The organism is Enemella evansiae (genome assembly GCF_004362375.1).
GTDB classification, from domain to species: domain Bacteria; phylum Actinomycetota; class Actinomycetes; order Propionibacteriales; family Propionibacteriaceae; genus Enemella; species Enemella evansiae.
The window spans coordinates 1-17,214 of sequence record NZ_SNXA01000015.1 but is presented as its reverse complement, the minus strand read 5'-3'; the positions used below and the strand labels follow the sequence as shown (position 1 = coordinate 17,214).

Here is a 17,214-nt window from a genome sequence, read left to right as displayed (position 1 = left end):
GGTTACCTCGTCGCCTGCGGGTCGTGCTGGATCTCTGCCAGGGTGGAGAGATCGCGCGGATGCATCAGGTTCTGCACCGAGAAGATCCGGTCCAGCTGTTCGGCGGTCAGCAGGCCGCGTTCCAGCACCACTTCGCGGACCGTCCTGCCGGTCTCGGCGCATTCCTTGCCGACCAGGTCACCGTTGTGGTGGCCGATGATGTCGTTGAGGTAGGTGACGAGCCCGATCGAGTTCTCGACGTAGTCGCGGCACCGTTCCTCGTTCGCGGTGATTCCGGTGATGCAGCGGGTGCGCAGGGTGTCGCAGGCGTTGACCAGCAGGCCGATCGACTCGAACATCGCCTGGCCGATCACCGGCTCCATCACATTCAGCTGCAGCTGCCCGGCGTCGGCGGCCAGGGTGATCGTGAGGTCGTTGCCGATCACCTTGAAGCAGACCTGGTTCACCACCTCCGGAATCACCGGGTTCACCTTGGCGGGCATGATCGAGGAGCCGGCCTGCAGTTCGGGCAGGTTGATCTCCTTGAGCCCGGCGCGTGGCCCGGAGGCCAGCAGGCGCAGGTCGTTGCAGACCTTGCCGAGCTTCACCGCCACCCGCTTCAGCGCCGCATGCACCATCACGTACGCCCCGCAGTCGCTGGTCGCCTCGATCAGGTTCGGTGCGGGTACGCAGGGGTAGCCACTCACCTCGGCGAGCTTCTGCACCGCCAGATGCGCATAACCGACCGGGGTGTTCACCCCGGTGCCGATGGCGGTCGCGCCGAGGTTGACCTCCAGCAGCAGTTCGGCGGTGTGGTCGAGCTGCACGATCTCCTCGCGGATCGTCGCGGCCCAGCCGTCGAACTCCTGACCCAACGTCATCGGCACCGCGTCCTGCAGCTGGGTGCGCCCCATCTTCAGCACGCCGGCGAACTCGGTTCCCTTCTGCTGCAGGGAATCCGCGAGCTCCGCCAGGGCAGCGGTGAGTCGCTGCAGGGCGGCGTACACCCCGAGCCGGAAACCACTTGGGTAGGCGTCGTTGGTCGACTGGCTGCGGTTGACATGGTCATTGGGGTTGATCGTCCGGTAGTCCCCCCGGGGTCGCCCCAGCTGCTCCAGCGCCAGATTCGCGATCACCTCGTTGGTGTTCATGTTCACGCTGGTCCCAGCACCACCCTGGAAGACGTCGATGGGGAACTGGTCCAGACAGCGCCCCTCGGTGAGGATCTCGTCGCAGGCGGTGGTGATCGCGTCGGCGATCTCGACCGGAAGGACGCCCAGCTCCGCGTTGGCCAGTGCGGCGGCCTTCTTGACCTGCACCATGCCGCGGATGAAGTCGGGTGCGTCGTTGATGGTCCGGTCACTGATCGGGAAGTTCTCCATCGCGCGCAGGGTGTGGATTCCCCAGTAGGCGTCGGCGGGCACGTCGCGGGCGCCGAGGAGATCCTCCTCGGTCCTGGTGGTGGTCATGGCGGTCCAGCTCCTTCATCCATCCTCCGGGACCGGATCTCCGATCCCGTCTACTACGTATTGTAGTACCTTTTGAGATGGCGTTCCGCCGGGTTCGAGCCGCTGGTCGATTCCCGCATTCGCAACCAGCACAGGAGAAATGGCACCGAAGGGGTGTGCGGTGCGCCGCTCACCGGGTGCGGATGTGCCCAATCTCACGTCGGTATCGGTGGCGTACCGTTGGGGCATGGATGCGAATCAGCAGCTGGCGCAACGCGATCGGGCCCACGAGGTCGTGATGGCCTGCCTGGCCGAACTGGAGTTGGAGAGCCGGGAGACCGCCGACTCGGTGAGCGTCACCCTGCCCGGCACCCGCAAGCTGCAGACCGAGTGCGCGCTGGTGTTCAGCGCGCAGGCACTCGAGGTGCGCGCCTTCGTGGTCCGCAACCCGGATGAGAACCATCAGGCGGTCTATCGCTGGCTGCTGGAACGCAACCTGCGGCTCTACGTCGTCTCGTTCTGCATCGACCGGCTCGGCGACATCTACCTGATCGGCCGGATTCCCTACCACGCAGTGACTTCCGAGGAGGTCGACCGGGTGCTCGGCGCCGTTGCCGACACCGCGGACGACTCCTTCAACACCATCCTGGAGCTCGGCTTCGCCGAATCGATCCGCAAGGAATGGCGGTGGCGGCTCTCCCGGGGCGAGCCCACCCACAACCTGGCGGCCTTCGAACACCTCCGCGAGGACTGATCCGGCGTACCGGATCGCAACCGGGGTCCGTCAGACCCGGTGCACCTTGTGCTGTGCGGGCTGGGAGCGGGGGCGTACCACCAGTCGATCGATGTTCACATGGCCGGGCCGCTCGGCGATGAAACCGATGCACTCGGCGATGTCCTCGGCGACCAGCGGCTCGACCACCCCGGCGTACACCTTGTCGGCCTTCTCCGCATCGCCGCCGAAGCGGACCAGGGAGAAGTCGGTCTTCACCATGCCGGGGACCACCTCGGCGATCCGCACCGGCTTGTCGAAGCACTCCAGCCGCATCGACTGCACGATCGAGCGCTCGGCGGCCTTCACCCCGCAGTATCCGGCGCCGCCCTCATAACCGCCGTCGGCGGCGACCGAGGTGATGAACACGATCTGCCCCCCGGCGGCCTCGACCGCGGGCAGCAGCGCCTTGGTGACCCGCGCCGAACCGAGCACGTTGGAGTCGTACATCGCCTGCCAGGCCGCGAGATCCGCCTCGGCGACCGGTTCCAGACCGAGTGCGCCACCGGCGTTGTTGACCAGCAGATCCACCCGGTCGCCGACCGTCTTCGCCAGTTCGGCCACCGACTCGTCGGAGGTGACATCGCAGGTGACCGCGATCCCACCGATCTCCTCGGCCAGCGCGGCCACCTTCTCGGTCCGACGGGCCGCGCAGATGACCTTGAAGCCGAGCTCGGCGAGCGTGCGCGCGGTGGCCGCTCCGATCCCGCTGCTGGCTCCGGTGACAACGGCAGTACGTGTGGTGTCCATGCCGCGATTCTGCCATCGGGGGTCTGCACGCTCGCACCGCGCCCACTAGGCTCGGGGGACATGAGCGCAAAGTTGATCCTGCTCCGTCACGGCGAGAGCGAGTGGAACGCCAAGAATCTCTTCACCGGTTGGGTCGATGTCGGCCTGAACGAGAAGGGTGTCGCGGAGGCGAAGCGTGGTGCCGAACTGCTGCAGGCCGAGGGGCTGCTGCCCGATGTGGTGCACACCTCACTGCTGCGCCGCGCGATCAGCACCGCGAACCTCGCCCTGGACGGCTGTGATCGGCACTGGATCCCGGTACGCCGCAGCTGGCGGCTGAACGAGCGGCACTACGGTGCCCTGCAGGGCAAGAACAAGAAGCAGACGCTGGAAGAGTTCGGCGAGGAGCAGTTCATGACCTGGCGCCGCTCCTTCGACACCCCGCCGCCGCCGCTCGACATCGACGACGAGTACAGCCAGTTCAACGACCTGCGGTACGCCGACATCCCCGAGGCCGAGCGGCCGCGTACCGAATGCCTGAAGGACGTCGTCGAGCGGATGCTGCCCTACTGGGAGTCCGACATCATCCCCGATCTGGCGGCGGGCAAGACGGTGCTGGTCGCCGCGCACGGCAACTCGCTGCGTGCCCTGGTCAAGCACCTCGACGGCATTTCCGACGACGACATCGCCGGGCTGAACATCCCGACCGGCATCCCGCTGTACTACGAGCTGGACGACCAGTACCGCCCGGTCACCCCCGGCGGCCGCTACCTCGACCCCGAGGCCGCCGCCGCCTCCATCGAGGCCGTCAAGAACCAGGGCAAGAAGTAGTACCGACCCTTCACGTTCATCTCGACACGGCCGCCATGCTCCGCTGCGCATGGCGGCCCACTCGATGAGCGTGGGGATCGGCGTACGCCTCAGGCGGTCGTCCAGGTGTCGTCGCCGGCGGTCTCACCGGTGACGACGTAGACGACCCGGCGGCCCATCGAGACGGCGTGGTCGGCGATCCGCTCGTAGTAGCGGCCGAGCAGGGCGACGTCGACGGCCGCCTCGACACCGTGGGTCCAGTCGTCGCTGAGCAGGATCCGGAACTGGCTGCGGCGCAGGTCGTCCATCTCCTCGTCGATCTCGGCGAGCTCGTGGGCCACCTCGACATTGCGGCTGTGCAGGGTGTTGCCGGCCTTGTTCACCATCTCGTCGGCGACCTCGGCCATCCGGCGGAAGTTCCCCTCCAGGTTGGTCGGCAGCGCCTTCTCCGGGTAACGCAGCCGGGCGATCTTGGCCACATGGGCGGACAGGTCACCCATCCGGGCCATCTCCGCGACCATCCGCAGCGCGGCGACGACGGTGCGCAGTTCGCCGGCCACCGGAGCCTGCCGGGCGAGCAGGGAGAAGCAGCGCTGCTCGATGTCGTTGTGGGCGCTGTCGATCTTGGCGTCGTCGGAGATGACCTGTTCCGCGAGCTGGATGTCGGCGGTCAACAGGGCCTGGGTGGCCCGCTTCACCGCCGAACTCACAAGCCGGGACATCTCGACCAGGTCGTTGACCACGGTGTCGAGCTGTTCGCGGTAGGAATCACGCATCGAGATGACCTCACTGTTCTCCGACGGGGCGTCCTGGGCCGGCGGCCCATTCGGCGTCCAACCTACGGGATGCCACAGCATCGTGGCCCCAAGGGCATGAACGCCGAGTGAACACTTGTAGAACAAGATGCCAGACGCGCCGGGTCCGACCGGTATCGACCCGCCGGGTGGGGCCGGGCTCGTCGAATCGGGCCTACCATGCAAGGCGTGACGTGGATCTGGTGGACCCTGCTCGGGGTCACCCTGGGTGTCCTCATCGGCTGGCTGATCGCCGCGCGTTTCGGGCGCGGCGACCGGGCCGCCGAGGAGGCGCCGGTGCAGCCCGAGCCGACGCCGGAGCCGGTCGTGCCCGAAGGGGTCTCCGCGGTGATCGGTGTGCTGCGTTCCTCGGCCGTCGTCATCGGCCCGCACGACCAGGTGCTGCAGTCGACCAGCCAGGCGCGTACCTTCGGGCTGGTCCGCGGCACCCGGATCGCGGTACCGATCGTGCTCGATCTGATCCGCGAGGTGCGCCGGGACGGCCAGATCCGGACCGCCGAACTGGAGCTGCGTCGCGGCCGCGGCGCCCCGTCGCTCTATCTCACCGCCCGGGTGGCCCCGATCGCCGATCTGGTGCTGGTGCTCGCCGAGGACCGCACCGCGGCCCGTCGGGTGGAGGAGACCCGCCGCGACTTCGTGGCCAACATCAGTCACGAGCTGAAGACCCCGATCGGGGCGATCTCGCTGCTCTCCGAAGCGGTCGAGGACGCCGCCGACGATCCCGAGGCGGTCCGCGGGTTCGCCTCCCGGATGGGTCGTGAATCGGCGCGGCTGTCCGAGCTGGTGGCCCAGATCATCGAGCTCTCCCGGTTGCAGGCCGACGATCCGCTGCACACCGCCGAGGAGGTCGACATCGACCGGGTGCTGGCCACCGCGGTACGCCGCAGCCAGGAGCGGGCCGGTGCCCGCGGGGTCACCCTCAGTGTGGCGGGGGAGCGCGGATGCAAGGTGATGGGCGACACCGAGCAGCTCACCACCGCGGTGTCGAATCTGGTGGAGAACGCGGTGATCTACTCCGAACCCAGGCATCGCGTCGCCGTCGCGGCCCGGCGTACCAGCGATGCCGACGACGACTACGTCGAGCTCACCGTCTCCGACTCGGGGATCGGGATCGCCGCCAAGGACGTGCCCCGGATCTTCGAGCGCTTCTACCGGGTCGACTACGCCCGCAGCCGCGACAACGGTGGTACCGGGCTGGGCCTGTCGATCGTCAAGCACATCGCCGGGGCCCACGGTGGCACGGTGAGCGTCTGGTCCAAGCTCGGCCAGGGCTCGACGTTCACCATCCGGATCCCGGCGCATGCCGACCTCGACCAGCAGCTGGTCGGGGACGGTGACGCCGATTTGGTAGAACTTTCCAACGTTGCGCCCAATGAGATCGAGACCGGGCCGGTCGGCCAGAAGAATGGGGAGGTCCTGCGATGACCCGTGTGCTGGTGGTGGAGGACGAGGAGTCCTACCGCGAGGCACTTGCCTACATGCTGCGCAAGGAGGGGTTCGATGTCATCGAGGCGCCCAACGGCCAGCTCGGGCTCGAGGAGTACGACCGCAACGGCGCCGACATCGTGCTGCTGGACCTGATGATGCCCGGCCTGCCCGGTACGGAGGTGTGCCGCCAGCTGCGGTTGCGCGGCAGCGTGCCGGTGATCATGGTGACCGCCCGGGACGCCGAGGTGGACAAGGTCGTCGGACTGGAACTGGGCGCCGACGACTATGTCACCAAACCCTTCTCGCACCGCGAACTGGTGGCCCGGATCCGGGCGGTGCTGCGCCGCGGTCAGGATGTCGAGCTGGTCCCCGATGTGGTGGAGAGCGGCGGTGTCCGGATGGATGTGGAACGGCACACGGTCTCGGTGAACGGTGAGCCGGTACGCCTTGCGCTGAAGGAATTCGAGCTGCTCGAGATGTTGCTGCGCAATGCCGGCCGGGTGATGACGCGCGGGCAGTTGATCGACCGGATCTGGGGTGCCGACTACGTCGGGGACACCAAGACCCTGGACGTGCACGTGAAGCGGCTGCGCTCCAAGATCGAACCCGATCCGGCCCAGCCCCGGTACCTGGTCACCGTCCGCGGACTGGGTTACAAGTTCGAGGGATAGCCACCCTCAGTGCGATCCAGCGAATCCTCGGTGCATCTCGCCAGCCCTACAGGGTTAGGGATATGCACTCAAGATTCGCTGGATCGCGGTCAGGCGCTGGCGCGCCGGATCACCTCACCGGTGACCGGTGCCGGGTCGGGCAGCTCGGGGTCCATCGCCAGCTCCGCGGCCAGACCGCCGATCTCGCCGAGCGGGAGCCGATAGGTGGTCAGGCCCGGGGAGAGGTGGGTGAGCACGCCGATGTCGTCGAAGCCGGCGACCTTGATGTCCAGGCCGATCCGCAGGCCCGCCTCCGCGAACGCCGAGGCGGCCCCCAGGGCCATCACGTCGTTGCCGGCCAGCACCGTCACCGGGCGGCGCCGGGTGCTGGTGAGCTGTTCCAGCAGCCGCTGGCCGCATTCGTGCCCACCGGCCATGCTGAACTCGCCCCGGATCAGCGCCACGCTCTCCGCCCCGGTCGCCACGATGCCGTCCAGATAACCGGCCAACCGGTCGTCCACGGTGGCCAGTGCCGCGTCCGGGCCGGTGAGATAGGCGAAGCGCCGCTGCCCGTCCGCCGCCAGTGCGGCGACCAGCTCGGCCATCCCCTCCCGGTTCGCGATCCGCACCGCGGCCGCTCCCGGCACCCAGGACTGGCCGACGGTGACCACTCGGCCACCGCGTCCCTGGTACGCCTCCAGCCGGGATCGGACGGCGTCGGTGGCCGCGGTCCGGGAACCGGCCAGGATGATCGCGTCGGTGCGGTGCGCGGCGAACGCGGTCACCGCGCGGTCCACCTCGGGCGCGGCGGAGTGGATCGATCCGGCCACCGCGAGCAGCAGCTGCCGGTCCCGGTCGGCGGCGACCCGCTGCACCCCCTTGGCGATGCTGGCGAAGTATTCGTCGGCGATGTCGTGCACCACCAACCCGATCAGCGAGGTGCTGGAGCGGGCCAGCGCCTGCGCCTGCGCGTTCGGCACATAACCCAGCGTGGTCGCGGCGGCCCGGACCCGGTCGGCGATGTCGGCGGCGGGGGTGCGGGCGGAGCCGTTGAGCACCCGGGAGGCGGTGGCCAGGGACACCCCGGCATGCCGAGCGACCTCGGACAGGGTGACCATCGCCATGACGCCTCCTCGCTGGGGTGGGCCTTGACGACCCGGTACCTGCAGCATAACCTACTCGGGAAACCGCTTTCCAACATAGTCCGGCGCCGGTGCCGGCGTGGCGATCCGCCTCGTCCCGGTGACCTGGTCCCAGCCCACGGAGGACGCCATGACCGACCCACAGCACGAGGCCCCGAAGAAGTTGCGCATCGCCATGAACGGCGTGACCGGCCGGATGGGCCTGCGGCAGCACCTGCTGCGCTCGATCCTGCCGATCCGGGCCGAGGGCGGCATCCTGCTGCCCGACGGTGGCCGGGTGCAGGTGGAACCGATCCTCGTCGGCCGCAACCCGGAGAAGCTGTCCGAACTCGCCCAGAAGCACGGCCTCGACGAGTGGACCACCGACCTGGACTCGGTGCTGGACGATGTGGACATCGTCTTCGACGCCTCGATGACCAACCTGCGGGTGCCGACCCTGACCAGGGCGATGGAGGCCGGAAAGCACATCTACACGGAGAAGCCGACCGCCGAGACCCTGGCCGAGGCCGTCGAGCTGGCGCGGCTGCGGGAACGCACCGGGGTGACCGCCGGAGTGGTGCACGACAAGCTCTACCTGCCCGGCCTGGTGAAGCTGCGCCGGCTGGTCGATGAGGGCTTCTTCGGCCGGATCCTCTCGCTCCGCGGGGAGTTCGGCTACTGGATCTTCACCGGTGAGCAGCAGGAGGCGCAGCGTCCCTCCTGGAACTACAAGAAGGCCGAGGGCGGTGGCATCACCACCGATATGTTCTGCCACTGGAACTATGTCCTGGAAGGGATCATCGGCAAGGTGCGCACGGTGAACGCGCGCGCGGTCACCCACATCCCGCAGCGCTGGGACGAACGCGGCGAGCCCTATGCCGTGGACACCGACGACGCGGCGTATGCGATCTTCGATCTGGAGACCCCCGACGGTGATCCGGTCATCGGGCAGATCAATTCCTCCTGGACCGTCCGGGTCTTCCGCGACGAACTGGTCGAGTTCCAGATCGACGGTTCGCACGGGTCGGCGGTCGCCGGGCTGCGCAGTTGCGTTGCCCAGCAGCGATCCCACACCCCCAAGCCGGTCTGGAATCCCGACCTGCCGGCCACCGAACCCTTCCGCGCCCAGTGGCTCGACGTCCCCGCCAACGGCGACCTGGACAACGGGTTCCGGCTGCAGTGGGAGGAGTTCCTGCGCGATGTGATCGCCGGACGGCCGCATCGCTTCGATCTGCTCTCGGCCGCCCGCGGCGTCCAGCTCGCCGAGTTGGGGCTGCAGTCCTCCGACGAGCGTCGCACCCTGGACGTCGCGGAGCTCTCGCTGTGAGCGCGCCGACGCTGGAGTCGACGGTGCGACTGCCGCAGCCCGACGGAACCCTGTCGGCGTACCGGCTGCCCGAGCCGACCGACTGGCCGGTCCCGCAGCAGCCGCTGACCGCCCGCAAGGCGTACGCCGCCGCCCACGTGGTACCGGTGATGACCGCCGACAACACCCCGGGTGCTCCCGCGGTGCTGGACTGGGAGACGACCCTGGAACTGCGCCGGCGGATCTGGGGACTGGGTCTGGGGGTGGCCGACGCGATGGACACCGCGCAGCGCGGGATGGGCCTGGACTGGGCCGCCACCGCCGAGCTGATCGAGCGCTCCAGTGCGGCCGCCGCGGCCGAGCTGGGGCGCGGGAATCCCGCCCTGGCAGGGCTTGGCGTACGCGACCTGATCGCCTGCGGTGCCGGTACCGACCAGCTCACCCCGGGTGCGGACCTGGCGCAGGTGCGCCGCGCCTACGCCGAGCAGCTCGAGGTCGTCGAGGCCGCCGGAGCCAAGGTGGTGCTGATGTGCTCCCGCGCCCTGGCGGCCACCGCCCGGGACTGGAGCGACTATCGCGACACCTATGCCGAGCTGCTGCGCCGCGCCGACCAGCCGGTGATCCTGCACTGGCTGGGCCCCATGTTCGACCCGGCGCTGGCGGGTTACTGGGGGTCGGACGACATCCCCACCGCGACGCGGAATTTCCTGTCCCTGATCGAGGAGCACGCCGACAAGGTCGACGGGGTGAAGGTCTCCCTGCTGGATGCCCGGCACGAGGTCGCACTGCGTGCCGCGCTGCCGGCCGGGGTGCGCCTCTACACCGGTGACGACTTCAACTATCCCGAGCTGATCGACGGTGACGGTGACCAGCACTCCGACGCACTGCTCGGCATCTTCGCCGCGATCACACCCGCCGCCTCGGCCGCGCTCCAGCGCTACGATGCCAGCGATCCCCAGCAGGGCAGGGAAATCCTCGATTCGACCCGGGAGCTGGGCCGGCACATCTTCGCCGCGCCGACCTTCCACTACAAGACCGGGATCGCCTTCCTGGCCTGGCTGAACGGCGACCAGCCGGGCTTCCAGATGGTCGGCGGAATGCAGTCGGCGCGGTCGCTGGTCCACCTCGGTCAGACGCTCCGGCTGGCCGGGGAGGCCGGGCTGCTGCGCCGCCCCGACCTGGCCGCCGAGCGATTCGCCGCACTGTCGTCGATCGGGGGAGTGCGATGAGTTTCGAACTGGCGCTGAACACCGGCACCACGCCCCGGTTGAGCCTGGCCGAGGCGTTGGCGGCGACCCGGGATGCGGGTCTCGGCCACATCGGGTTGTGGCGCAACCGGATCCAGGAGGTCGGCCTCGAGCGGGCCGCCGAACTCGTCGCCGAGTCCGGGCTGCGGGTCACCAGCCTGTGCCGCGGCGGCTTCCTGACCGCCGCCGAACCGGCCGAGCAGCGGGCCGCCCTGGCCGACAACCGAACCGCCATCGACGAGTGCGTGGCCGTCGGCACCGATCAGCTGATCATGGTGGTCGGCGGACTGCCCACCGGTGACCGGGATCTGGTCGCCGCCCGCCGGCGGGTCCGGGACCGGTTGGTCGACCTCGTCCCGTACGCCGCGGAGCGGGGTGTGCAACTCGTGCTCGAACCGCTGCATCCCATGTATTGCGGGGATCGCGCCGTGCTGTCCACCCTCGGCCAGGCGCTCGATCTGGCCGACGGGTTCGATCCCTCGGTGGTCTCGGTGGTCGTCGACGCCTTCCACGTCTGGTGGGATCCGGAGGTGGGTCACCAGATCGCCCGCGCCGGTCGCGAGGGCCGGCTGGCGGCGTACCAGGTCTGCGACTTCAACCTGCCGATCGCGGCCGACGCGCTGCTCTCCCGCGGCATGATGGGTGATGGCGTGATCGACTTCGGCGCACTCAGTGCGATGGTCGCGGGCGCCGGTTACACCGGGCCGGTGGAGGTGGAGATCTTCAATGCCGAGATCTACGCGCGGTCGGCCGATGAGGTGCTCACCGAGATGACCGGGCGCTACCGCGACCTGGTCCTGCCGCACCTGACCGGCGCCGGGCAACCGGCCCGCACCTGAATCCACAGGTCTCGATTCGGCCACCACCCTTGACCGGCGCACCCCCCGACACCTATCTTGGGAAGCGCTTTCCAACCCGGGTCGGTGACGACCCGGATCCTCAGGAAGGAATGTCAATGACGACAGCCTCGGTCCAGACCGCCGTCGGTCACCGGCCGGCGCGGGCCGCGATCCAATGGGGTCGACACTGGCCGCCGCTGGCCTTCGCGGTGGCGGTGCTGCTGCTCTGGTGGGCCACCACGGCCGCCGGTCTGCTGCCGCGCTATCTGGTGCCCTCACCCGCCGACACCTGGGCGGCGTTCGCGGCGAACGTGCCCTACTTCGGTGAACACACCCTGGTCACCCTGATCGAGACCGTGCTCGGCTTCCTGCTCGCGTTCGTGATCGGTGAGCTGGTGGCCATCCTGATGGTCTATTCCCGACCGGTCGAGCGCACCCTCTATCCGGTGGTGCTGTTCGCCCAGGTGATCCCGAAGATCGCCATCGCGCCGCTGTTCATCGTCTGGCTCGGCTTCGGGATGACGCCCAAGGTCGTGGTCGCGGTGCTGATGGCCTTCTTCCCGATCGTCATCTCCGGGCTCGCCGGGCTGCGCGCGGTGGATCCGGAGATGCTCGAACTCGCCTCGACGATGGGCGCCTCCAAGGTGAAGACCTTCGCCAAGATCCGCTTCCCGGCCTCGCTGCCACAGCTGTTCAGCGGCCTCAAGGTGGCCGCGACGCTGGCGGTCACCGGTGCGGTGGTGGGGGAGTTCGTCGGCTCCAACACCGGGCTGGGATACGTGATCCTGCAGGCAAACGGCAACGTCGACACCGCCACCCTCTTCGTCGCCCTGATCATCATGTCGCTGCTCGGCGTGGCCCTGTTCGGCGCCATCGCGCTGCTGGAGCGACTCCTCATCGGCTGGCACTCCTCCTTCCGGGGAGCTGGCGCAAACACCGTCCAGGCCTGACCTCGAAAGGGCAGAACAATGAAGTTCAAGAAGATCGCCGCGACCCTTGCGGCCACCGTGCTCACCCTCGCCGCCACCGCCTGCGGCAGCGGCGCCGGTTCCGGCGCCCAGGCCGACTCCGGCCCGCAGGACGTCACCTTGATGCTCAACTGGTACCCCTACGGTGAACACGCACCCTTCTACTACGGGCTCGACCAGGGCATCTTCGCCAAGCACGGGATCAACCTGACCGTGAAGGCCGGCCAGGGATCGACCAAGACCGCCCAGGCCGTCGGCAGCAAGCAGGTCGACTTCGGCTGGGCGGACACCCCGGCCGTGCTGGCGAACATCGACAAGGGGATGCCGATCAAGAGCGTCGGCGTCTTCCTGCAGACGACCCCCTCGGCGGTGCAGGTGTTCGCCGACAAGAACATCAACTCGGTCGCGGACCTGAAGGGGAAGACCATCGCGGTCTCCGCCGGTGACGCGCCGACCACCACCTTCCCGATCTTCCTGCAGCGCTCCGGCCTGCAGCCCAACGATGTGAAGCAGCAGAACCTGGACGCGGCCGGCAAGATCTCGGCGATGATGTCGGGCCAGGTGGACGGGCTGATCGGTTTCGCCCACGACCAGGGGCCGACGATCGCCAACAAGTCCGGCAAAGAGGTCAAATACTTCCGCTACTCCGATGCGGGCCTGAGCTTCTATTCCAACGGCCTGGTGGTGAACAACGCGCTCGCCAAGGAGAAGCCGGAGCTGGCGAAGAAGATGGTCGCGGCCACCAGTGAGGCCTTCGCCGCCGCGCAGGCCAAACCCCAGGATGCGGTCAAGTCGATGGTCGGCAAGGATCCGCAGATGCCGCCGGAGCCGGTGCTGCTGGACCAGTGGCAGGAGACCACCAAACTGCTGGAGACCTCGGCCACCAGGGGGAAGGCGCCCGGTACCAATGCCGACAGCGACTGGCAGGCAACCATCCAGGTGCTGGCCGAGGCCAAGCTGATCGAATCCGCCAAGCCGGTGGACACCTACTTCGACAGGTCGGCCCAGCCGGCGGGGAGCTGAACGTGAGCGTGGAGAGCGTGGAGATGCAGACCGAATCGGTACGCCCCGGCCCGGCACCGACCGCGGGCCCGACCGTCGAGATCGACGACATCGGCGTGCTGTTCCGCAGCAAGAAGACCGAGACCCTGGCGCTCACCGAGATCGATCTGACGGTGCAGCGCGGGGAGTTCATCAGCCTGGTCGGGCCCTCGGGCTGCGGCAAGTCGACACTGCTCAAGGTCGTCGCCGGCCTGATCCGACCCAGTCGCGGGGCGGTCAGTCTGAACGGCACGGCGGTGACGAAACCGCGGACCGATGTCGGCTACGTCTTCCAGCGGGCCGCGCTGGCCGAGTGGCGGACCGCCGAGGGGAACATCCTGCTGCAGGCCGAGATGCGCGGCATGCCGAAGGCGGAGGCGAAGCAACGCGCCGCCGAATTGATCGAGCTGACCGGGCTGCGCGGCTTCGAACAGGCGTACCCGCACGAGCTGTCCGGTGGCATGCAGCAACGGGTCAGTCTGTGCCGGGCCCTGCTGCACCGCCCCGAGGTGCTGCTGATGGACGAACCCTTCGGTGCCCTGGACGCGCTCACCCGGGAGAAGATGAATGTCGAACTGCAGCGGTTGTGGGAGGAGACCGGGGTGACGGTGCTGATGGTCACCCACTCGGTGCCCGAGGCCGTCTACCTTGCCAACCGGGTGGTGGTGATGAGTCCGCGACCCGGACGGATCGTCGAGACCTTCGGCGTACCCCTGCCCGATCACCGCCGGTACGCCGAGACCATGGCCAGCCCGGTCTTCGCCGAGCTGACCGGCGAGATCCGTGAGCTGCTCGGCACCACCGGTGAGGTCGATTGAACGGCAGGTGAACGGCTAGGGTGGCCCCCGTGACCGACGACATCACCGTTTTCTCCGGCTCTGGTTCTCCCGAATTCGCCAAGGAGATGTGCGACATCCTCGGTGTCGAACTCTCCCCGGCGGACATCACCCGTTTCTCCAACGACTGCCTCCAGGTGCAGCTGCAGGCCAACTGCCGGCGCAAGGACGTCTACATCGTCCAGCCGCTGGTGCCGCCGGTGCAGGAGAACCTGGTGGAGCTGCTGCTGATGCTGGACGCCGCCCGGGGCGCGTCGGCGAGCCACATCACCGCGGTCATCCCGCACTACGCCTACGCCCGCTCGGACAAGAAGGACGCCTCCCGGATCTCGATCGGCGGCCGGCTGGTCGCCGACATGCTCTCCGCGGCCGGTGCCACCCGAGTGATCACCATGGCGCTGCACTCGGAGCAGGTGCACGGCTTCTTCTCGGTGCCGGTGGACCACCTGACCGCGGTGCACGAGCTGGCCGATCACTACAAGAGCAAGGATCTCAGCAACACCGTCGTCGTGTCGCCGGACTTCGGGTACGCCAAGGTCGCCTCCCAGTTCGCCCGGCTGCTGAACCTGCCGGTCGCCGCCGGTTCGAAGCAGCGGATGGCCGACGACAAGGTGGTCATCGACCGGATCGTCGGTGACGTCGCCGGCAAGGACGTCATCATCATCGACGACGAGATCGCCACCGCCGGTTCGATGCTGGAGCTGATGGACCGGCTGCGCGAGGAGAACGTGAAGTCGATCTCGATCGCCTGCACCCACGGCCTGTTCACCGGCAAGGCGGTGGAGCGGTTGAACAACCAGGACGACGTGTCGGAGATCGTCACCACCAACACCGTCCCGCTGACCGCCGAGCGGACCCCGGACAAGCTGGAGACCCGCTCGGTCGCGCCGCTGTTCGCCGAGGCGGTCCGCCGGCACAACTCCGGGGAATCGGTGTCCTCGCTGTTCAACTGATCGGAGCGGGAAACGCGAACGGCCCGGTGGTCACGCCACCGGGCCGTTGTGCTGTCCGCGGGATCTCAGCCGGGGGTCGCCGCGGGGGAGGGTGTCGCCCCGGCGGCCGGTGTCGCCCCGGCGGCCGGTGTCGCCCCGGCGGACGGGGAGGCCGAGCCGGCCGGCGGGCCCGGGGTCACCGTGCGGTAGTCGGGCAGGTTGCCGTCGACGACCGGGACCCGCAGCGTGGTGGTCGCGCCGCTGCGGAAGGTGAGCGTGACGTCGGCCAGCAGGCCCGGTGTCAGTCCGGGCGCGGTGAGCTGGATGGGCTGCTGATCGGTGAGCACCACCAGCTGGCCGGGCGGCAGCGTCACATTGGTCTGGACCGGGGCGAACTGGCCCTCGGGGGCATCGTTCGGCGCCAGTGCGGCACCGCTCACCCCGACCAGCGCGTCCGCCGGCACCGGCACCCGGCGGGTGACGATCCCCTCGGGCACGACCTGGTCGGTCGGCGACACGATCGCCCCGGACAGGAAGCCCTGACCCGGCTCCCTGCTGATCACCAGCAGGTTGCGCACCTTGAGCGGGGTGGCCCCCTCGGGACCGATGTCGGTGTTCACACCGGCGGCCGGGGTGTAGGGCTGCAGGGTCTGCGGCGCACCGCAGCCGGCCAGCCCGCCCGCCAGGGCACCGGTCAGTGCGAGGGCGGCAACGCCGCGGGCGAACCTGGCACGCTTCATCTTCACGGGGTCCACTTCTGCTGGGCTCCTGACTCACCTGGGAATGTCGGTGGCAGCGTACCAAGAATCCGCCGGGCCCCGTCCCGATGCACACGCTGACCGGCTTGTCAAGATCGAGAAGGGGCGCCGATCCCGCTCTGGCTACGGGAAACGCCCGGAGGTGTGGTCGCGGGCCGTGCTAAACTGGTCTGCGGGAAAGGGGTTACAACATATGACCTTCACAGTCGGCGAAACGGTGGTCTATCCCAATCATGGGGCGGCCGTCATCGAGGACATCGAGACCCGCAAGATCAAGGGTGAGGACAAGCTCTACCTGGTGCTGAGGATCGTCGGCCAGAACGACCTGGTGGTTCGGGTGCCGGCGTGCAACCTGGATCTGGTCGGGGTTCGGGATGTGGTGGACGCGGCCGGACTGGAGAAGGTCTTCTCCGTCCTGCGTGCTCCGCACACCGAGGAGCCCACCAACTGGTCGCGGCGTTACAAGGCGAATCTGGAGAAGCTGCACTCCGGCAATGTGATGAAGGTTGCCGAAGTGGTGCGTGACCTGTGGCGTCGTGAGAAGGACCGCGGACTGTCGGCCGGCGAGAAGCGGATGCTCGCCAAGGCCCGTCAGATCCTGGTGTCCGAGCTCGCGCTCGCCGAGAAGGTCGAGGAGGACAAGGCCGAGACCATGCTCGACGAGGTCCTCGCGTCCTGATCTTCAACCACAGTGTGATTTGCAAGAGTTGACTGATTCACTGAAACCGGTCGTCGCCCTCGTGGCGGCGGCCGGTTCTGGTTCCCGACTCGGCGGCGGCCTGCCCAAGGCGTTGCGCGAGCTCGGCGGGGTACCGCTGGTGCGGCGGTCGGTGCAGCAGCTCGCCGCCGGCGGGGTGCAACGGGCCGTGGTCACCGTCCCGGCCGGTCTGGCGGACGAGTTCACCGCGGCCCTGGCCGGCGCACCGATAGCGACCGAGCTGGTCGTCGGCGGGGCGGAGCGTCAGGATTCGGTACGCCGCGGCCTGGCCGCCTGCGCGCCGGACGGCGGGGATGCCGTGCTGCTGGTGCACGACGCGGCCCGCCCGCTGGTCCCGGCCGCGCTGGTCGCGCGGGTGATCGCCGCGGTCCGCGCGGGCCATGCCGCCGTGGTACCGGTGCTGCCGGTGATCGACTCGATCCGCCGGGTGTCATCCGGTCCGGCCGGACGGACATCGACGGTCGTCGATCGCAGCGCGTTGGTCGGCGTACAGACCCCGCAGGGATTCGACCTGGCCACCCTGCGCCGGGCCCACGAGCACGTGGCCGAGGCGGGCGCAGTGGTCACCGACGACGCCGCCTGCTGCGAGGCGATCGGCGTCCCGGTCGAACTCGTCGAGGGCTCCCGGCTGGCGATGAAGATCACCGAACCCGTGGACCTGGCGATCGCCGAGGCCCTCCTCGACCAGGCAGGCGCCGACTGAGCCCAGCCCGACGCGGTCATCTCGACACAGTGAGGATGGTGGTGGGGGTCCGGTGGCCTTGGGGATGATGTCTTTGGGGTCTGGGTTGTTCGTTTGACCGATCTCGACACTGGC

At 68.7% G+C, this 17,214-nt stretch carries 18 protein-coding genes; 13 read left to right on the top strand and 5 right to left on the bottom strand.

Going from position 1 to position 17,214, the window contains the following annotated elements; genetic code table 11:
• Positions 1–2 precede the first annotated feature (2 nt).
• Positions 3–1,448, bottom strand: coding sequence for an aspartate ammonia-lyase (gene aspA / locus C8D81_RS19875; protein ID WP_094406142.1), 1,446 nt, complete (start codon positions 1,446–1,448; stop codon positions 3–5).
• A 226-nt stretch (positions 1,449–1,674) separates the two neighbouring features.
• On the opposite strand from aspA, the gene C8D81_RS19870 reads away from it, so the two are divergent.
• Positions 1,675–2,181 (top strand): type III secretion system chaperone family protein, encoded by a 507-nt coding sequence (locus C8D81_RS19870; protein ID WP_166646912.1) that lies wholly within the window; start codon positions 1,675–1,677, stop codon positions 2,179–2,181.
• 30 nt (positions 2,182–2,211) lie between these two features.
• On the opposite strand, the gene C8D81_RS19865 is transcribed toward C8D81_RS19870, so the two are convergent.
• Entirely contained in the window at positions 2,212–2,949 is a 738-nt protein-coding gene (locus C8D81_RS19865) for an SDR family NAD(P)-dependent oxidoreductase (RefSeq protein ID WP_094357278.1), read from the bottom strand.
• Between the two features lie 60 nt (positions 2,950–3,009).
• Between C8D81_RS19865 and C8D81_RS19860 the strand changes: the two genes are divergently transcribed.
• Entirely contained in the window at positions 3,010–3,759 is a 750-nt protein-coding gene (locus tag C8D81_RS19860) for a phosphoglyceromutase (protein ID WP_094357276.1), read from the top strand.
• Between the two features lie 89 nt (positions 3,760–3,848).
• Here the strand turns inward: C8D81_RS19860 and phoU are convergent, their stop codons facing one another.
• Positions 3,849–4,514: a phosphate signaling complex protein PhoU gene (phoU, locus tag C8D81_RS19855; protein ID WP_094357274.1), complete on the bottom strand. Its 666-nt coding sequence runs from the start codon at positions 4,512–4,514 to the stop codon at positions 3,849–3,851.
• Between the two features lie 198 nt (positions 4,515–4,712).
• Here phoU and C8D81_RS19850 point away from each other — a divergent pair, with 198 nt between their 5' ends.
• Together C8D81_RS19850 and C8D81_RS19845 are read left to right on the top strand one after the other, a co-directional pair.
• Entirely contained in the window at positions 4,713–5,978 is a 1,266-nt protein-coding gene (locus C8D81_RS19850; protein ID WP_094357272.1) for a sensor histidine kinase, read from the top strand.
• Positions 5,975–6,652, top strand: a complete 678-nt coding sequence (locus tag C8D81_RS19845) for a response regulator transcription factor (RefSeq protein WP_094357270.1) — start codon at positions 5,975–5,977, stop codon at positions 6,650–6,652. Before C8D81_RS19850 ends, C8D81_RS19845 begins: the two co-directional genes overlap by 4 nt.
• Before the next feature lie 89 nt (positions 6,653–6,741).
• Here C8D81_RS19845 and C8D81_RS19840 read toward each other — a convergent pair whose 3' ends face one another.
• Complete coding sequence (locus C8D81_RS19840) at positions 6,742–7,755, bottom strand: LacI family DNA-binding transcriptional regulator (RefSeq protein WP_094406141.1); 1,014 nt, start codon at positions 7,753–7,755, stop codon at positions 6,742–6,744.
• A 148-nt stretch (positions 7,756–7,903) separates the two neighbouring features.
• On the opposite strand from C8D81_RS19840, the gene C8D81_RS19835 reads away from it, so the two are divergent.
• From C8D81_RS19835 to C8D81_RS19805, 7 genes are all read left to right on the top strand, one after another.
• Entirely contained in the window at positions 7,904–9,079 is a 1,176-nt protein-coding gene (locus C8D81_RS19835) for a Gfo/Idh/MocA family protein (protein WP_208109419.1), read from the top strand.
• Positions 9,076–10,287 carry a dihydrodipicolinate synthase family protein gene (locus C8D81_RS19830; RefSeq protein ID WP_229237990.1) on the top strand — a complete coding sequence of 404 codons (1,212 nt, stop codon included), beginning with the start codon at positions 9,076–9,078 and terminating at the stop codon, positions 10,285–10,287. Before C8D81_RS19835 ends, C8D81_RS19830 begins: the two co-directional genes overlap by 4 nt.
• Positions 10,284–11,144 carry a sugar phosphate isomerase/epimerase family protein gene (locus C8D81_RS19825; RefSeq protein WP_133626661.1) on the top strand — a complete coding sequence of 287 codons (861 nt, stop codon included), beginning with the start codon at positions 10,284–10,286 and terminating at the stop codon, positions 11,142–11,144. Before C8D81_RS19830 ends, C8D81_RS19825 begins: the two co-directional genes overlap by 4 nt.
• Positions 11,145–11,260: 116 nt before the next feature.
• Positions 11,261–12,094 (top strand): ABC transporter permease, encoded by an 834-nt coding sequence (locus tag C8D81_RS19820; RefSeq protein WP_208109418.1) that lies wholly within the window; start codon positions 11,261–11,263, stop codon positions 12,092–12,094.
• Positions 12,095–12,112: 18 nt separating this feature from the next.
• The gene (locus C8D81_RS19815) at positions 12,113–13,135 is read left to right on the top strand and encodes an ABC transporter substrate-binding protein (RefSeq protein ID WP_094357261.1); all 1,023 of its coding nucleotides are present in this window, start codon (positions 12,113–12,115) and stop codon (positions 13,133–13,135) included.
• 2 nt (positions 13,136–13,137) lie between these two features.
• Positions 13,138–13,971 (top strand): ABC transporter ATP-binding protein, encoded by an 834-nt coding sequence (locus C8D81_RS19810; protein ID WP_229119275.1) that lies wholly within the window; start codon positions 13,138–13,140, stop codon positions 13,969–13,971.
• A gap of 29 nt (positions 13,972–14,000) precedes the next feature.
• On the top strand, positions 14,001–14,942 hold the full coding sequence (locus C8D81_RS19805; RefSeq protein WP_094357259.1) for a ribose-phosphate diphosphokinase: 942 nt from the start codon (positions 14,001–14,003) through the stop codon (positions 14,940–14,942).
• A 65-nt stretch (positions 14,943–15,007) separates the two neighbouring features.
• Here C8D81_RS19805 and C8D81_RS19800 read toward each other — a convergent pair whose 3' ends face one another.
• Positions 15,008–15,667 carry a hypothetical protein gene (locus tag C8D81_RS19800; RefSeq protein ID WP_133626659.1) on the bottom strand — a complete coding sequence of 220 codons (660 nt, stop codon included), beginning with the start codon at positions 15,665–15,667 and terminating at the stop codon, positions 15,008–15,010.
• A gap of 205 nt (positions 15,668–15,872) precedes the next feature.
• On the opposite strand from C8D81_RS19800, the gene C8D81_RS19795 reads away from it, so the two are divergent.
• Both C8D81_RS19795 and ispD read left to right on the top strand, forming a co-directional pair.
• The gene (locus C8D81_RS19795; RefSeq protein WP_094357255.1) at positions 15,873–16,358 is read left to right on the top strand and encodes a CarD family transcriptional regulator; all 486 of its coding nucleotides are present in this window, start codon (positions 15,873–15,875) and stop codon (positions 16,356–16,358) included.
• Positions 16,359–16,386: 28 nt separating this feature from the next.
• Positions 16,387–17,100 carry a 2-C-methyl-D-erythritol 4-phosphate cytidylyltransferase gene (gene ispD / locus C8D81_RS19790; RefSeq protein ID WP_229237989.1) on the top strand — a complete coding sequence of 238 codons (714 nt, stop codon included), beginning with the start codon at positions 16,387–16,389 and terminating at the stop codon, positions 17,098–17,100.
• The last annotated feature ends 114 nt before the right edge of the window (positions 17,101–17,214 follow it).

What these genes read in the sequence shown, in the direction of transcription:
- aspA (WP_094406142.1), bottom strand. Translation starts at nt 1,448, where the DNA reads ATGACCACCACCAGGACCGAGGAGGATCTCCTCGGCGCCCGCGACGTG.
- C8D81_RS19870 (WP_166646912.1), top strand. Translation starts at nt 1,675, where the DNA reads ATGGATGCGAATCAGCAGCTGGCGCAACGCGATCGGGCCCACGAGGTC.
- C8D81_RS19865 (WP_094357278.1), bottom strand. Translation starts at nt 2,949, where the DNA reads ATGGACACCACACGTACTGCCGTTGTCACCGGAGCCAGCAGCGGGATC.
- C8D81_RS19860 (WP_094357276.1), top strand. Translation starts at nt 3,010, where the DNA reads ATGAGCGCAAAGTTGATCCTGCTCCGTCACGGCGAGAGCGAGTGGAAC.
- phoU (WP_094357274.1), bottom strand. Translation starts at nt 4,514, where the DNA reads ATGCGTGATTCCTACCGCGAACAGCTCGACACCGTGGTCAACGACCTG.
- C8D81_RS19850 (WP_094357272.1), top strand. Translation starts at nt 4,713, where the DNA reads ATGCAAGGCGTGACGTGGATCTGGTGGACCCTGCTCGGGGTCACCCTG.
- C8D81_RS19845 (WP_094357270.1), top strand. Translation starts at nt 5,975, where the DNA reads ATGACCCGTGTGCTGGTGGTGGAGGACGAGGAGTCCTACCGCGAGGCA.
- C8D81_RS19840 (WP_094406141.1), bottom strand. Translation starts at nt 7,755, where the DNA reads ATGGCGATGGTCACCCTGTCCGAGGTCGCTCGGCATGCCGGGGTGTCC.
- C8D81_RS19835 (WP_208109419.1), top strand. Translation starts at nt 7,904, where the DNA reads ATGACCGACCCACAGCACGAGGCCCCGAAGAAGTTGCGCATCGCCATG.
- C8D81_RS19825 (WP_133626661.1), top strand. Translation starts at nt 10,284, where the DNA reads ATGAGTTTCGAACTGGCGCTGAACACCGGCACCACGCCCCGGTTGAGC.
- C8D81_RS19820 (WP_208109418.1), top strand. Translation starts at nt 11,261, where the DNA reads ATGACGACAGCCTCGGTCCAGACCGCCGTCGGTCACCGGCCGGCGCGG.
- C8D81_RS19815 (WP_094357261.1), top strand. Translation starts at nt 12,113, where the DNA reads ATGAAGTTCAAGAAGATCGCCGCGACCCTTGCGGCCACCGTGCTCACC.
- C8D81_RS19795 (WP_094357255.1), top strand. Translation starts at nt 15,873, where the DNA reads ATGACCTTCACAGTCGGCGAAACGGTGGTCTATCCCAATCATGGGGCG.